The organism is Mesorhizobium sp. M0496 (genome assembly GCF_040321205.1).
Lineage (GTDB): Bacteria > Pseudomonadota > Alphaproteobacteria > Rhizobiales > Rhizobiaceae > Mesorhizobium.
Genome location: NZ_JAMYRC010000058.1, coordinates 23,282 through 37,193, shown reverse-complemented (window position 1 = coordinate 37,193; position 13,912 = coordinate 23,282). Strand labels below are relative to the sequence as shown.

12 protein-coding genes and 1 pseudogene are annotated in these 13,912 nt (G+C 58.9%); 11 read left to right on the top strand and 2 right to left on the bottom strand.

Features of this window, described 5'->3' with window-relative positions:
* The first annotated feature begins 460 nt into the window (after positions 1-460).
* The 8 genes and pseudogenes from NKI73_RS30455 (at position 461) to rimO (ending at position 9,942) form a co-directional block, all read left to right on the top strand.
* Entirely contained in the window at positions 461-3,049 is a 2,589-nt protein-coding gene (locus NKI73_RS30455) for a DUF8426 domain-containing protein (protein WP_352635389.1), read from the top strand.
* A complete protein-coding gene (locus NKI73_RS30450; RefSeq protein WP_352635387.1) occupies positions 3,046-3,321 on the top strand; it encodes a hypothetical protein in 276 nt (91 codons plus the stop codon). The genes NKI73_RS30455 and NKI73_RS30450 overlap by 4 nt, the downstream gene beginning before the upstream one ends.
* Complete coding sequence (locus NKI73_RS30445; RefSeq protein ID WP_352635385.1) at positions 3,318-4,670, top strand: McrC family protein; 1,353 nt, start codon at positions 3,318-3,320, stop codon at positions 4,668-4,670. The genes NKI73_RS30450 and NKI73_RS30445 overlap by 4 nt, the downstream gene beginning before the upstream one ends.
* A gap of 934 nt (positions 4,671-5,604) precedes the next feature.
* A pseudogene (locus tag NKI73_RS30440) lies at positions 5,605-6,201 on the top strand (sterol desaturase family protein); the annotation flags it as partial.
* A 282-nt stretch (positions 6,202-6,483) separates the two neighbouring features.
* On the top strand, positions 6,484-7,182 hold the full coding sequence (locus tag NKI73_RS30435; protein WP_352635391.1) for a DUF2161 domain-containing phosphodiesterase: 699 nt from the start codon (positions 6,484-6,486) through the stop codon (positions 7,180-7,182).
* Between the two features lie 56 nt (positions 7,183-7,238).
* The gene (locus NKI73_RS30430; protein ID WP_352635383.1) at positions 7,239-7,646 is read left to right on the top strand and encodes a DUF930 domain-containing protein; all 408 of its coding nucleotides are present in this window, start codon (positions 7,239-7,241) and stop codon (positions 7,644-7,646) included.
* A 183-nt stretch (positions 7,647-7,829) separates the two neighbouring features.
* Complete coding sequence (locus tag NKI73_RS30425; RefSeq protein ID WP_352635382.1) at positions 7,830-8,492, top strand: TerC family protein; 663 nt, start codon at positions 7,830-7,832, stop codon at positions 8,490-8,492.
* A 136-nt stretch (positions 8,493-8,628) separates the two neighbouring features.
* A complete protein-coding gene (gene rimO, locus NKI73_RS30420; RefSeq protein WP_352635380.1) occupies positions 8,629-9,942 on the top strand; it encodes a 30S ribosomal protein S12 methylthiotransferase RimO in 1,314 nt (437 codons plus the stop codon).
* Here the strand turns inward: rimO and NKI73_RS30415 are convergent.
* Positions 9,924-10,508 (bottom strand): hypothetical protein, encoded by a 585-nt coding sequence (locus NKI73_RS30415; RefSeq protein WP_352635378.1) that lies wholly within the window; start codon positions 10,506-10,508, stop codon positions 9,924-9,926. The genes rimO and NKI73_RS30415 overlap by 19 nt on opposite strands.
* Before the next feature lie 196 nt (positions 10,509-10,704).
* Between NKI73_RS30415 and NKI73_RS30410 the strand changes: the two genes are divergently transcribed.
* The 3 genes from NKI73_RS30410 (at position 10,705) to NKI73_RS30400 (ending at position 12,657) form a co-directional block, all read left to right on the top strand.
* A complete protein-coding gene (locus NKI73_RS30410; RefSeq protein WP_352635376.1) occupies positions 10,705-11,820 on the top strand; it encodes an acyltransferase family protein in 1,116 nt (371 codons plus the stop codon).
* A gap of 13 nt (positions 11,821-11,833) precedes the next feature.
* Positions 11,834-12,070, top strand: coding sequence for a recombinase family protein (locus NKI73_RS30405; RefSeq protein ID WP_352635374.1), 237 nt, complete (start codon positions 11,834-11,836; stop codon positions 12,068-12,070).
* A 107-nt stretch (positions 12,071-12,177) separates the two neighbouring features.
* The gene (locus NKI73_RS30400) at positions 12,178-12,657 is read left to right on the top strand and encodes a GNAT family N-acetyltransferase (RefSeq protein ID WP_352635372.1); all 480 of its coding nucleotides are present in this window, start codon (positions 12,178-12,180) and stop codon (positions 12,655-12,657) included.
* Between the two features lie 139 nt (positions 12,658-12,796).
* Here NKI73_RS30400 and NKI73_RS30395 read toward each other — a convergent pair whose 3' ends face one another.
* On the bottom strand, positions 12,797-13,864 hold the full coding sequence (locus NKI73_RS30395; RefSeq protein WP_352635370.1) for a BMP family ABC transporter substrate-binding protein: 1,068 nt from the start codon (positions 13,862-13,864) through the stop codon (positions 12,797-12,799).
* Positions 13,865-13,912 lie beyond the last annotated feature (48 nt).

The following is a 13,912-nucleotide window of genomic DNA, read 5'->3' as shown; positions in this document are numbered from 1 at the left end:
AGCCGTGGCACGCTGATCAGCCCGGCCCCATGCCGGAGAGCGCGGCGACCAAGCCGTCAGCTACACCACGCAGCGGGACACGATCCCTTTTAGTCTTGGTTAGAGGTGACGAGACCCCAAATCCTCCGGTTGTTTCTTAAGGATCTTGGCACCAAATTAGTTGTACATCCGACAGAGGAGAAAAACACTCATTTGAGTAGCGAGCACCCTCGGGCGGGAAGTCCACTTCGCCAGCTTGAACGACGCACGAGACGGCGTGGTGCGCTATTCCCGATCTCCGGTTCGCGAAAGCAAAGAGCGCGAGGTTATATTGGATTCAATCGCCTCGTCCGAAGCATGGACTTATGTTGCCTCAATCCGCATGATCTCAAGGCGAGAGCGTGACCAAGCAAATACCAGTTTTTGAAAGATCTCAGATTGCAATCTCTTCCGATTTGAGCCGGCAGTGGGGGCTGACAGAGTGAAAGAAGACGACAGGCATGATGTCCTGCTGACGAGGGATTCGATCGAAGCCGTCATGCAGGAGTATGACCGGGGCGACACCGGCTTCATGCAGGAGTATGGTTTTGCCACCAATTTCGACTATGTCGTATTCCGTCCCGGAGCGCAGGAACGTTACCCGGCCAAAGCGATCTTCCTGGTCGCCTACAGCTCAATTCCCGGAAACCCGGACATTAAGGTGAAGGGTCAAAGAGATACCTTCCGGGATGCGGAGGGAGGCCCCATTCATTCCGAGTTCCGTCGTTTGGGCTATGAAGTCGAGAATCGGCGCCAAGCCAAGGAAAAGCAGGTCCAGGCCGACCTAATACGTGAGCACTTGATTGAGCGTTACGTCGATCCGGCTCGGCGTCGTGGCGATCCCACCATAACGATCAGGGCGGGTGACGTGCACAAGGAGTTGGGACTGTCCAACCAGATGCCCAATGTCTGCCAAGTCATTGAAAAGAAAAAGTTCCGGGAAATTGCCGGTTTGGGCGAACCTGAAATCATCTCAGGTCCAGCAAGCGGACAAGGGGGCAACATGACCTATCGTTTCGCCTTGGCCGATGATCTGTCCGCTCAAATGCCGATAAGCGATGAGCAACTTCTTGCGCGGTTCGATGGTAATGCCGATTTTCGGGCGCGGCGACCGGCGTGGAGTAGCGAACAGCGTGCGGCATTCTGCAAAATGGCGCGTGCGGTCAACGCGATCGGGTTTGACTGGTATCATACCGATATCCCGCAGATCAGGTTCGGCCGTAAATCTTCGCATGGCAATCGTGCCGAAGGGACGATTGGCTCGCTACGGTTCAGAACAGCCGGCCCCTTTTTGAGATTCAGCCATCAGAATGAGCTGCTTGGTCTTGTCGGCGATTACCAGCTCAATGCAGAAGCCGCCGAAAGATTCGGAGCTGCCATGGCTACAGCAGAAAGCTCCATCCGAAATTGGCTGCCCCACAGCCCGCAGCGGCCTGGCAAATGGCCCGATGATTATCGCCACTCGGCCCGTGACAACAGTGAAGGCACTGCCATGAAGATGCCCACCAACCTCATCCTCTATGGCCCCCCAGGCACCGGCAAGACTTATCACACGGCGCGGGAAGCGGTGGCTCTTTGTGATGGTCAGGCCGATTTCCCCGAAACAGAAGAGGGGCATACAGCCCTTATGGCGCGTTACAACACGCTGGTTGCGGAAAAGCGGATAAGCTTTGTCACTTTCCACCAGAGCTACGGCTATGAGGACTTTGTCGAGGGCTTGCGGCCCGTTCCTATCGTAAATAGCAACGGGGAGCCCGCCGGCTTCCATCTGCAGCCAGAATCAGGCGTCTTCCGCCAGATTGCCGAGCGTGCAGAGACCGGAGAATTGGTGGTCGACAGCAAGCCTTTAAGTCTTGCAGACCGGGCGATTTACAAGATGTCACTTGGCGAAGCAGCTAATTCTGCCTTCGATTACGTCTATACGGAATCCATCGAAAGCGATTACGCTCTATTTGGCTTCAGCGATATAGACTGGAGCGATCCACGGTTCGGCGATCGGGACGAGATTCTTGCGGCGACGAAGGAGCGCTTTCCCGATCAGGACATCACGCCCAATAAGGGGCTGGTTCAATCGCCTGATGTTTTCCGAAATCAGCTTGAAATCGGCGATGTCCTGATTGTTTCCAAGGGCAACAACCGGTTCAGGGCCATTGGCATCGTAGAAGGCGAGTATGAGTATGCTCCGCGTCCTGACGGTAGATATTGCCACCGCCGCAAGGTGCGATGGTTGTGGCACGACACGAATGGATTGGACGTCGGCGAGCTCTACTCACCCAAGTTCATCCAAAAAACCATCTACAGGCTCAAGGATTCCGAACTGAATCGCCCACTGATCGCGCGTCTGGTTTCAGATGCAAGTGGCCAGGGAGCCGTGGGTGAGCTGTTGCCTCACGTTCTTATCATTGACGAAATCAATCGCGCCAATGTGTCCAAGGTATTCGGTGAACTAATAACCCTGCTAGAGCCCGACAAGCGTGCGGGTATGGATAACGCCCTGTCGGTGACGCTGCCATACTCCAAGCGTTCCTTTTCGGTCCCCGCCAACCTCCACATCATCGGGACGATGAATACGGCGGACCGGTCCATCGCCTTGCTGGACACAGCACTGCGGCGGCGGTTTCGTTTCCGGGAAATGGCTCCGGAGCCCAGCTTGTTGACAGAATCCAGCCAACGGACAGGTATTGACCTAGTCGGCGTGCTCATCACCATCAACAAGCGGATCGAATATCTGATCGATCGCGAACATCGTATCGGCCACGCCTTTTTCATTGGCTGTGTAACAGTTGAGCAGGTTCATGCGGCCATGCGCGAGAAGGTGATCCCGCTGCTGCAGGAATATTTCTTCGAGGACTGGAGCCGGGTCGCGGCTGTACTTGGGCACGGGTTTATCCGAGAGGAAAAACTCGACCCACCGCCGGGCATCGAAGGAGATCGGTTATCGAGCTGGTCGGTACCTTCCCCCTTCCAGCCGGACGCTTTCAATCGCTTGCTCGGCAAGGCAGCAGGAGCGCAGGAAGTAGAAAGTGAATGATGCAGGACCCTGCCAATCAACTTTCCCTCGGCCTTCCCGTCGAGCGCGTTGCGCCGGCGCTTGGTGCTCCTCCCGGACAGGAACTGGAATCGGGCAAATTTGGCAGCCCACAAAGCAGCTCAGCCCTTGACGTCAACGGCTTCGGCTCGTTTCTGGATAATCTCGGTGCGCTGCCACCGGTTGCCGCATGTTCATGGCGTGAATGGCCAGCACCATTCCCGCAAGATCAAACCCGCCATGCCAAACGCGTAATCGCGCGGTTTCATCCATGACGCATTTGACCGTTCACGAGTGGGGGCGTGTTGGCATCCACAACGGTAGCGGGCAGGTATCCGAACAGAATTTCACGCGCAGAGAGGCGAATACCCTCTTGACGGCTGCACGGTCGCATCCTTTGGCAAACCGCGCCGGCACCAATATCCTGGTTGATCGCTACAGTGAAATAGGCACGCAGCAGGTTGTAGGCGTGATTGCCGCCCCGGGTTGCAGTCTCGAGATTTTGCCAAAGATCGATGCCGAGGCCAATGAGGACGATGAAACGGTCCGTACACGCCTTGTCACCATGCTCGATGTCGCGCTTGGTCTCAAATTGGGTGACGGACAGGTACTGGCTATGGGGCGCCAGAAAAATACACTGCTCGATATTCTGATCCGCCTGTTTGCCGACCGCCTACTGGTGGAAGCCCGGCGCGGGCTGCCGCTCGCCTATCTGGACCAGAACCAAGATCTTTCCGCGCTGCGCGGGCGGTTGGATGTCATTCGCCAGTTCACGCACCATGCGGTGCGGCCCGATCGGCTCGCATGCCGGTTCGACTCGTTGATGCCCGATACGCCGTTGCTGCGCATCATGAAGGCTTGCGTCCTAATGTTGCGTCGCCATGCGCGGACGCTTGAAACCCAGCGCCGACTTGATGAGCTGCGCTTACTTCTGGCCGATGTGAGCGATGTTCCCGTCGGCGCACTGCCTTGGGCATTAGTGCGCATCGACCGCACCAGCCGACGTTGGGAGACGCTCTATAGGCTGGCAACGATGTTCTTGAGGCGCGAATGGCAACATACCAACCACGATGCGAGGGGCGGTCAGGGGATTACGTTGCTTTTCGCCATGAACGATCTGTTCGAGGCCTACATCGCAGCACTCGCCCGACGGGCGCTCCGGGGTAGCGAGCTGACCGTGCATGCGCAGGGCGGTTTACTCTACTGCCTGATCGAGGAAGGTGAGGCTGGCAGGAGGCGATTCCAAACAACCCCCGATATCCTCATCAAGCGCAACGGCCAAACCGTCATGGTAATCGACACGAAATGGAAGCGTATCGGGCGCAATCCCGAAGATGCCAAACGCGGCGTCTCGCAGGCCGATGTCTATCAGATGATGGCCTACGCGCGGCTTTACCGTTGCCCTGAAGTGATGCTGCTCTACCCTCATCATGCTGGCCTCGGTGCTGAGACCCTAGACGCAGCCTATGGGATGCTTGAGGGCAATGAGCGGCTACGGATTGCAAGTGTCGATCTTGTGCTTGGCGAGGCTGCAATTGTTCAGCGACTGGCAGGATTGATTTTACCAGCCATGGTGGGGACTGTCAGGAATTCTATGCGCGAGACCGGTTTCGTCACTGGCTGACGAGCCTTTCGCCGAAGACGATGGCGAATTGGGTCTTGGCTTCGAGCCACTCGCGCGGCGGCCGTTTCCATTCCTCACAGCCTTCCAAGGATTCGCTCCACGTCAAGGTCAAGTTCGATCACAGTAACTCCCGGAGTGAGGGCAAAGGAAAACCCGCGACCTGGCGACTTCAGCGAGCGGCATTGTCAGTATGAGAACATGCCTGAAGCGCGGCGCCAACCAGCAAAAGCATCGATAATAGGCGATCGATGCGGTCCGCGTGTCAGATCCGCTGTTCGGCTGTCAGACTCGGTGCACTTGCGACTTAGAGCGCCGTAAGAAATTGAGGTTCTGAAGAACCACTCCCCTGCTTCCACTCCATCATGCGTCACAATCTCGTGTCAGCATACGCCGCCCCCGTGGCGGGCATCCGTGAAGGAATTAGTCATTGCGGGCGCGGCGGCAAAAGGATTCGTTCGTTCAAAAGCCGCATTTGAATTCGGCGCTAAACCTCTGCACCGTTCCCGCAAACACGCTATGAACGTCGTTTCTTTTGGCCACCTGTCGGTCGCCTTTCGATGCCCGATGCGACAAGAACGCGATGGACAGAAGTTGCTCCTATTCCAATCATTCTGGCAATCCGACCCTGCCCCCAAGCCGCTCTCGTAAAGCGATATGATCTCCTTTGTATGTTCTTTGACAACGCTAAGAGTGCCGAGAGAACCCCTTAAGACATTGATGTTCCAATCATTTTCAGAGTTCGCTGTTATGATCCACTTGTCCCACCGAAATCCGAAGAAATTTTAATGAAATCAATAGTTTGATAGTTTCTGTTTTAGCTCCCCATCCACCATTCATGATGGCGGCGCCTCTGCGCGAACACAGAGCCTTCAGCCTTTGGAAAGGGAAGATGTGGTTCTTCTCAGTGGCGCAGATGGCGCGCCGGGGCGATTGAATGGATATCTTTGGCATTAAGGCACTGTTGATCTGCGGGCTGATCTTCATTCCGTTCGAACATCTGTTTGCCGAGCGGCCGCAGAAGATCTTCCGCAAGGGTCTGGCTGTCGATCTGATCTATCTGCTGTTCAACGGCTTCATCGTAAAGGTGGCCATCGCCATCATGGCGGCCGGTGCCCTCGGCGCCGCTGCAATTCTGGTCCCGCAATCGATAACGCAAGCCGTCAGCGGTCAGCCCGTCTGGCTCCAGGTTGCGGAAATCATCCTGATCGCCGACATCGGCGTCTATTGGGCACATCGGGCCTTCCATAAAATCCCGGCGCTTTGGAAGTTCCACGCGATCCACCACGGCATCGAGGATCTGGACTGGCTCGGTGCTTTCCACAATCACCCGGTCGACGCCATCGTCACAAAGGCAATATCGCTGACGCCGATCTTTTTCCTTGGCTTCTCCGAAGCTTCGATCGCTGTCTTCTCGATTATCTACCTTGGGCACACCCTGCTTGTTCATTCAAACGTGCGGATTCCGTTCGGCCCGTTGAAATGGCTGATCGCCAGCCCGCAGTTCCATCGCTGGCACCATGCCAACCAGCGCGAAGCCTATGACAAGAACTTCGCCGGGCAGTTGCCTTTCCTCGACATGATGTTCGGCACCTACAATGTCACCGGCGACAAGGTGCCGGAGAAATATGGCGTCGACGATCCGATCCCCTCCACCTATTTCGGTCAGATCGGCTATCCGCTCCTGCCCCCGCGGGAAGCCATTGAATCGACCAGCGCCGAGCACCGAAGCCTGACATCGACGGTTTTCGGGCGGGCCGTCAGGCGCCGCCCCCGCGGGAGGCTTTTTGCGTCGAATCGGCTAAACCTTCGAGGCATGAACGAGACCTCACTCTATGCGCCGGTGAAGCGGTTCCTCGAAAGCCTCGACTTCGTCGTCAAAGGCGAGATCGGCGGCTGCGACATCGTCGCGCTACGCGAGGGCGAGCCGCCCGTCGTCGTCATCTGCGAACTGAAGCTGCAGTTCAATCTCGAGCTGGTGCTGCAAGGTGTCGATCGCGCGACGGTCTGCGACGAGGTGTGGCTGGCCGCACGCATGTCGGCCCGGGGCAAGGGCCGTGAAAGCGACGCCAGGTTTCGCAATCTCTGCCGTCGCCTTGGCTTCGGCCTGCTTGGCGTGACCGCGGCTGACCGGGTCGAGGTGCTTCTTAGCCCGATCGCGCTGGCGCCGCGCAAGAATGCGCGCCGGCGCTCCCGCCTGGTCGACGAGCACCAGCGCCGTCGCGGCGACCCCGTTGCGGGAGGAGGATCGCGCAATCCGATCATGACGGCCTATCGGCAAAGCGCCCTCGCCTGCGCTGCCGCGATGGTGGACGGACCCAGGCGGCCGCGCGATCTGAAGGCGTTGACGCCGATCGCGTCGAAAATCCTGCAGCACAATGTCTATGGCTGGTTCGCGCGCGTCGACCGCGGTCTTTACGATCTCACGGATGCCGGCCGTGCTTCGCTGGTCCGTTGGCCACAGGCATCGCACGATGAATCCCGACACGCAATTTTGAACGCTTCGACCATTTGATTGATGACGCCTGCGGGGTTCGAGGCGGTCCGCTTGGTTGATTTATCCGACAAAATATGTTGCTAGTCCCGCCCATGAAGAAGCTCTGCATGACCGCCTTGGCGTCAGTGACACTGAGTTTTCCAGCCAACGCAATGGACAGTGCATTGCGCGCCGGTCTGTTGAAACTCGATCCCCAAACCCGTCTTGAACAGCGTTGTGACGCCGAAGTGCTCGACCGGATCACCCACGACGATCGCAAGTTCAAAGCCGATCGCGTCGTCGCCTATGCCTTCGCGACGCCCGAAATGGGCGCGGATGCAATCAAAAGCCCGGGCGCTGCGTTTCGCAGCAAGGGGCAATGGTACCGGCTGAAATTCAAGTGCCAGACGGCGCCCGACCATATGGAAGTTTTACAGCTCCGCTACCGGATCGGCGACGAGATTCCGGAAGCCGATTGGGCAAAGTATAATCTCTACGATTGATTTGTGATCGGCCATGGTTTTGCCCCGCTGCCGGCGACCGTCGCGGAGCCTTTGATCCGACTTTGCCGTAACGATGCTTCAGTGACGTCACCACGCGTGATCCCTTGACGCCAAGGGACCACCAAGTTAGGGCCTCTGGATAATCGACGAACACTCGGCAAAATCAGCAAGGGCTTCCGGTCGATGGACATTTTTTTCAGCGCTGCCAGCCTGACCGCCCTGCTCCAGGTCATCGCCATCGACCTCGTGCTGGCCGGCGACAATGCGATCGTCATCGGCCTTGCCGCTGCCGGCCTGCCGGCTGACCAACGCAAGAAGGCGATCCTCATCGGCGTGCTGGCGGCAACGGTGCTGCGCATCGGTTTTGCCGCGGTCACCGTCAAGCTGCTGGCGATCGTCGGCCTGCTGCTGGCCGGCGGTATCTTGCTGCTGTGGGTCTGCTGGAAGATGTATCGCGAGCTGAGCACGTCCCATGCCGATGAACTGGAAGCGACCGAGGCGCTGTCGAATTCCGATCTCAACAGCGACAAAGCGGTGGCCGGCAAGGCGAAGCGCAAGACGCTCGGCCAGGCAGCCTTGCAGATTGTCGTCGCCGACGTGTCGATGTCGCTCGACAACGTGCTGGCGGTCGCGGGTGCCGCGCGCGATCATTTTCCGGTGCTGGTCATCGGCCTCGTGCTGTCGATCGCGCTGATGGGCCTCGCCGCGACTTTCATCGCAAAACTGCTGCAGCGCCACCGCTGGATCGCCTATGTCGGCCTCCTGATCATCCTCTATGTCGCGGTGGACATGGTCTATCGTGGTGCGGTGGAAGTCTGGCCGCATGTAAACGGCGCGGTCAGCTGAGGCGGCTGTCCGCCGCGTCTTCGATCCGGAAAAGCATATCCGCAGTGCGTTTTGCCGCATCGCAGGCGTGCCCATACCAATGCCGCAATAAGTGTGGTACTGCGCCGGCAATCCTGAAAAGCCCGGAAAACCCTCTATGTCCGCTCCCCGCGTGAGTTTTGTCAGTCTTGGATGCCCGAAGGCCCTTGTGGATTCGGAGCGTATCATCACGCGCCTGCGTGCCGAGGGCTACGAGATCGCACGCAAGCATGACGGGGCCGACCTTGTCGTCGTCAACACTTGCGGCTTTCTCGATTCCGCCCGTGACGAGTCGCTCAACGCCATCGGCTCCGCGCTTTCGGAGAATGGCCGGGTCATTGTTACCGGCTGCCTCGGCGCCGAGCCGGATGTCATTCGCGAGAGGCATCCCAATGTGCTGGCGATCACCGGACCGCAGGCCTATGAGAGCGTGATGGCGGCCGTGCATGAGGCCGCACCGCCTTCACACGATCCCTATATCGACCTGCTGCCGCCGCAGGGCGTCAAGCTGACGCCGCGCCACTACGCCTATCTCAAGATTTCCGAAGGCTGCAACAACCGCTGCACCTTCTGCATCATTCCCGCACTGCGTGGCGACCTCGTTTCGCGGCCGGCCGCCGATGTGCTGCGCGAGGCCGAGAAATTGGCCAAGGCCGGCGTCAAGGAGCTCCTGGTCATTTCGCAGGACACCAGCGCCTACGGCATCGACATCAAGTACCAGACGTCCATGTTCGGCGACCGCGAAGTGCGCGCGAAATTCCTCGATCTGTCCGAGGAGCTGGGCAAGCTCGGCATCTGGGTGCGCATGCACTATGTCTACCCCTACCCGCATGTCGCCGACGTCATCCCGCTGATGGCGGATGGCAAGATCCTCCCCTATCTCGACATTCCCTTCCAGCATGCCTCGCCGCAGGTGTTGAAGAACATGCGCCGCCCGGCACATGGCGAAAAGACGCTGGAGCGCATTCGCGGCTGGCGCGAGGTCTGTCCGGATCTCGCCATCCGCTCGACCTTCATCGTCGGCTTCCCCGGCGAGACCGACGAAGATTTCGAGATGCTGCTCGACTGGCTCGACGAGGCCAAGATCGATCGCGCCGGCTGCTTCAAATACGAGCCGGTCCGGGGCGCCCGCTCCAACGATCTCGGTCTCGAGCAGGTCCCGCAGGAGATCAAGGAGGCGCGCTGGCACCGCTTCATGCAGCGCCAGCAGAAGATTTCGGCGACGCAACTGGCCAAGAAGGTCGGCAAGCGCCTGCCGGTGCTGATCGACGAGGCGCATGGCACGTCGGCCAAGGGCCGCACCAAATACGACGCGCCCGAGATCGACGGCTCGGTGCACATCCAGTCGCGCCGCCCGCTGCGTCAAGGCGACATCGTCACCGTCAAGATCGATCGCGCCGATGCTTACGATCTCTACGGTTCGGCGGTCTGACGGTTGGCCTCGGGCTGATGAGCGCGTCCTTGTCCGACCACCTCGATCAAGTCCGGCGCGAGCAGGGCCTGCTTTCGATAGATGAGGTGATTGGCCTCTCGCGGCGCGGCAACATCATCTACGATCCCTGTTCGGTGCTGATCTCCTCTCGCGCGATCGTCGGCCGTGGAAACATTTTCTTCCCCGGCGTCTATCTGTTCTGCACCGGCAGCGGCGTGCTTGAAATCGGGGACGACAATACGTTTCACGCCAATACCCTTGTCGATGCATCCGTGGGCAAAATCCGAATTGGTTCGCGTAACCAATTCGGAGAAGGCGGTTTCACCGCCAAGGCGAACAGACCCGGCGCGGCGATCGAAATCGGCGATTGCGGGCGGTATACGAATAGTGCGGCGGTCTTCGGCGTGACCACGCTTGGATCGGGCAGCCAGATCCTCGGTGCCGTCACCGCCGACGGATGCAGGCTGGAAGCCGGCGGGAGCTTCCGGGAACCCGATTCCGACCGGCGCGCGGGATTGTTGAAGGGTGCCGGCGTTGCGCGCGACATAACGGTACCTGTCGGACATGTCATCGTCGGAGCCGGGACGTTCTCGGCTTCCGATTTGCAGCCTCAGTCGAGTTTCCATCCGAAGCCTTGAGGCGCGGCGATAGTCCAGCGATCCAGCCACGCAGATTTACCACATTCAGCGATAGTTCCGGCCTTTTAACCCGCTCAGTCGCGATCCGCTCTATGGTTTCCGGATCGTAAATGCGGGAACTCGAATGGACACCAGACCTGCCCGGCAGGATTATATCGCGACGCTGGACCTGCTCAGGCTGGCGGCGGCGCTGGTTGTTGTGTTCTTTCACTATTTCTTTCGCGGCGCGGCCGCCGAAGGCTTTCTCACCGAGGGATATCCGCTTGCCGCGCCGTTCGCCCTCTACGGCTATCTCGGCGTCAATCTGTTCTTCCTGATCAGCGGTTTCGTCATTGCCTGGTCGGCGGAAAACCGCCGCTGGGACCAATTTGCGATCGCGCGTTTCGTTCGCCTTTATCCGGGTTTCCTGTTCTGCATGACGATCACTTTCGCGATTGTTTTTCTGGCAGGCTCACCGCTGCTTCCAGCCTCTTTCAGCCAGTATGCCGCCAACCTGTCGATGTTCGCACCGGCCTTCGGCCAATCCTTCATGGACGGCGTCTACTGGTCGATCGTGCTTGAACTGGTGTTCTACGGATGGGTGACGCTGGCCCTCCTCACGGGGCTGTTCCAGAAACGCAAGCTGGAGTTGATCTTCATCTGGCTGGCCATCTCGGCCTGGAACGAATTCTTCATCGGCAGCGGTGCTGCCAGGCTGCTGTTCATCACCGAGTTCGGACCGTTCTTCGCTGCTGGCGTGCTGCTCCACCACCTCCATGCGCATGGCCGCTCGCTGCCGGCCTTGCTGCTGCTTGCTGCATCGTTCCTGATCTCCTGCGGCACGCTGTCGGTGACGCAGCACTGGATGCAGGGCCATTATGGCATTGCCGTCTCCTCGGCCAATCTCGTCGTCGCCAACGTCGTCATGCACGCGGCCTTGATCGGCGCGGTGCTGCTGCGCCATCGTGTCAGGCCGTCGGCGCTCACCCTGGCGCTGGGCGGGCTGACCTATCCGCTCTACCTGCTGCACCAGAATATCGGCTATCTCGCCATCAATGCCGCGGCACCTCTGGTCGGCAAATGGTTTGCCGCCTTTGGCTGCATAGCGCTCATGGTCTTCGTGTCGTGGGCGATCTGGCGCACCTGCGAACGACCCGCGCAGCGGCTGCTCAGGATCTGCCTCGGCCTCGCGGTTGATCGGTTACGACGTGGCCGCGATATTCAAAGAGACGGGCTCCGGCACGAAGCTGGATCGTGCTGAGCGCAAAAAAGTCATGGCGCTTGCACAAGCCAGACTGACCGATGCGGTGCTTGTCACAGAACTGTCCACATGGGGCGCCATGAACGGCATGGCGTTCGATCTGTCGTCGCTGCACGGACGCATACTGGCGACCTTTCTCTCCGGCATTGCCGGGTTCGAACGCGATCTGATCAGTGAGCCGGTCAATCTGGTCTCGCCGCAGCCAAGGCTCGCGACAGGAGCTCGGTCGTCAAGCGGGGGAACGTCCTAAATCCGACCGGCTGGCACCGAAGGTGACGGCTTGATAACGAAAGGCCGCAGCTATCGCTGGATCGCCTGAGATCTCGGTATCAGCAAACTCGATAAAGGAGTTACTCAATGATTTCGTTAAGGCCGATGCGAGACAGCGAGTTTTTGGCCTATCTCGACTATTTTATTCCTGACTACGCGTCCGAGATCGCCTCGAACTATCGGCTTTCCGATAACGAGTCTCTTGCACAAGCGAAACAGGAAATCGCATCTGACTTACCTGACGGCGTCGATACGATCGGCCACGTCTTGCTGTGCGTGATCGATCCGACCGGAACCCCTGAAAAGCTTATTGGGTACCTGTGGTACAAACAGGATCCGACGATGCGCGCGGCATTCATCAGCGATTTTCACATCTTTCCTGCTTATCAGGGTCAAGGCCTCGGTAAGCAGGCCTTAGAAGTTCTTGAAAACGACCTGAAACGCAAAGGTTTTCAACAAATAAAGCTCCGAGTGGCTGGCGACAACAAACGCGCTAGGCATGTTTATGAAGTCACGGGCTTTCAGGTAACCGGAATCAACATGAGCAAACCGCTCGTGTCGAAGTGAACCCAGGGTGTCATTTCGCCCCTACCGGAACCGATCCCCTCTATGTCGGGCTCGCGAGATTTCGTCACAAGCAGGGACGCAACCAGCCGAATGAAAAAGGGCGCCGTGTGGCGCCCTCTTCATTGATATCTCGCGTTGCTTACTGCGGCAGCTTGTCGTCGACGCCCTTCACATAAAAATTCATGCCGAGCAGCGTGCCGTCGTCGGCAACTTCGCCATCCTTCAGCCACGGCGTGCCGTCTTGCTTGGCGATCGGCCCGGTGAAGGGGTTCCAGCCGTCGGCGATCTTCTTTTCGGTGGCTTCCGCCATCGCCTTCACGTCGTCGGGCATGTTGGTGAAAGGCGCGAGCTTGACCGCGCCATCCTTGATGCCGAGCCACACATTGTCGGGCTTCCAGGTGCCGTCGAGGGCTGCCTGGACCCGGCTGATATAGTACGGGCCCCATTCGTCGGTGAGCGAGGTCAGCTGCGCGTTCGGCGCAAACTTGATCATGTCCGAGGACTGGCCGAAGCCATGCAGCTTGCGCTCTTCCGCCACCTGCAGGGCAGCGGTCGAATCGGTGTGCTGGACGATGATGTCGGCTCCCTGGTCGAACAGCGCCTTGGCGGCGTCGGCTTCCTTGCCCGGATCGAACCACGAATTCACCCAGACGATCTTGGCCTTGAAGTTCGGATTGATCGACTGTGCGCCGAGCATGAAGGAGTTGATGCCCATCACCACTTCGGGAATCGGGAACGAAACGATGTAGCCGGCTACGCCGGCCTTCGATTCCTTGGCGGCGATCTGGCCGAGCACGTAGCGGCCTTCGTAGAAACGCGCATTGTAGATGCCGAGATTGTCACCGGTCTTGTAGCCGGTTGCGTGCTCGAACATCACCTTGGGGAATTTCTTGGCGACCTTCACTTCCGGGTCCATGAAGCCGAAGGAGGTGCCGAAGATGATCTTGCAGCCTTCGCGCGCCAGGCGCTCGAAAGCGCGGTCGGCGTCGGGGCCTTCCGAGACGTTTTCGAGATAGGCAGTCTCGACCTTGTCACCGAGCGCCTTCTCCACCTCGAGACGGCCCTGGTCGTGCTGGTAGGAGTAGCCGAAGTCGCCGATCGGGCCGGTGTAGACCCAGCAGGCCTTCAGCTTGTCCGCGGCCTCGGCCGTCGCTGCCAGCGACATGGCGGCGGTCGTGGTCATCAGGGCAATAAGCAGTTTTTTCATTGTGTTACCTCTCTGAGTTAAGCCTTGGAGCTTCCCGTTTGTTTTTGT